This window comes from Actinomadura sp. HBU206391, from assembly GCF_014323665.1.
Lineage (GTDB): Bacteria > Actinomycetota > Actinomycetes > Streptosporangiales > Streptosporangiaceae > Actinomadura_C.
Genome location: NZ_JABVEB010000509.1, coordinates 1 through 1,852 on the forward strand (window position 1 = coordinate 1; position 1,852 = coordinate 1,852).

The 1,852-nt window shown below is 67.0% G+C and carries 1 protein-coding gene; it reads left to right on the forward strand.

Annotated elements, in window-relative coordinates; all coding sequences use genetic code 11:
• Window positions 1–459: 459 nt before the first annotated feature.
• Window positions 460–1,852 (forward strand): multicopper oxidase family protein (locus HKK72_RS38910; RefSeq protein ID WP_187239377.1); only part of this gene is annotated, 1,393 nt, incomplete at its 3' end.

Below are 1,852 nucleotides of genomic sequence, written 5' to 3' on the forward strand. Positions count from 1 at the left end.
CTGATCGGCCTCCAAGTCCTCTACACCTACCTGCCGGCCGCCAACGCCCTGTTCGGATCCGCACCGCTCGGCGGTCCCGCCTGGCTGCGGGTGGCCGTCGCCGCTGCCGCGTCATACGGCGTCATCGAGGTGGTCAAAGCGGTCCACCGGCGGCAGATGGAACGCTGAGGCCGTCCGCTTCGTGGGACGCGGTGCGGCTGACGGCAGGTGGTGGCCAGGGCACTCCGACGCCGCTCGAGCCGATTCACCAAGGCCTCCTTTGAAACGGGATTCGACCGTATAAGGCATAGATTGTCTGGGTATCCCGCAATCATCTAAACGTCGCCTGAAGATGCGTGAGGGGCCGCAGAATGCGGCCACGATCGGGGGCATGCCTTGCGATTCACCCGGAATTTAACCAGAAGAGAGTTTGCCTACGTCACCGCAGCCGTCGGCTTGGGCGTTTCAAGGCCCGGAGGAATGGCAAGCTCGCCGGTTTCCACAGGGAGGCTGGAAAAATATGTCGATCCGCTGCCACGGATCCCCATCGCCATCCCGCGCGGATCCGCCTATCCGGGCGCCGACTACTACGAGTTGACGATGCTGCAGCGGCCATGGCGATTCCATCGGGACCTGCGCACCACGGCAGCGTGGGGCTACTGGACGTCGGACCGGCCCGGCACCGGAACGCGGACACGGCCAATCGGCCTCGGCTACCTCGGGCCGACCCTGGTGACGCGCAAAAACCGTCCCACCGTGGTCCGCTACCGCAACGACCTGCCGACCTCCCACCTGCTGAGTCCGGCGATCGACGTCACACTCTGGAAGAACCTCCCGGGCGTTCCGCCCGACCCGCCTGGAGGGCGGATGCCCGAGAGCTTTCCGGCGGGGACCGAGGTGTGGACCGTCCCCCACCTCCATGGCGGCTTCACCCCGCCCCAGTTCGACGGGCACCCCGAGGCATGGTTCACCCCGAAGGGCCGCCATGGCCACCGGTACACCACGCTCGACGGCGCGGCCCCCAATGAGGTGATCTACGTCTATCCCAACGAGCAGCGGGCCACCATGCTCTGGTACCACGACCACGCCATGGCGATCACCAGGCTCAACATCTACGCCGGGCTGGTCGGCGCCTACCTGATCCGCGACGCCACGGAATCGGATCTGGGCCTGCCCCAAGGCCGATTCGAGGTGCCCCTCGTGTTGCAGGACCGGATCTTCAACTCCGACGGCTCGCTTCATTACCCCGCCAAGGGTGTGACCGCCTACCACCCACGATGGGTCCCGGAATTGTTCGGTGACACCCCCGTCGTCAACGGCAAGGCCTACCCTTATCTCGCGGTCGAGCCGAGGCGCTACCGGCTGCGATTCCTGAACGCCGCTGACGCGCGTTTCTTCGACTTCTGGTTCCGCGCCGGCCGCGGGCGGTTGCCGTTCTGGCTGATCGGACACGAAGGCGGCCTCCGTGCGGCACCGCTCCGGTTGTCGAACCTGCTCCTGGCGCCCGCCGAGCGAGCCGACGTGATCATCGACTTCACGACGGTGCGGCCGGGTTCCCACGTCACCCTCATGAACGACGCCCCGGCGCCCTACCCCATGGGCGGCGGCCCACCGATGCCAGAGATCATGCGATTCCAGGTCACCGCACCGCTCTCTGGGCAGGACCGCACCACTCCGCCGGAGGCGCTGGTCCTGCCGCCGATGGACGTCCTCGGCCCGCCCCCCGGCGTTCCGCGGCGGCAGATCGTGCTGACCGAGACCCAGGATCCGGCCGGCAACCCCATTCATCTCCAGATCAACCGCCGTTTCTTCTTCGAGCCGGTCGAGGAGACTCCAGGACGCGGGACCACCGAGATCTGGGAGTACGCCAACA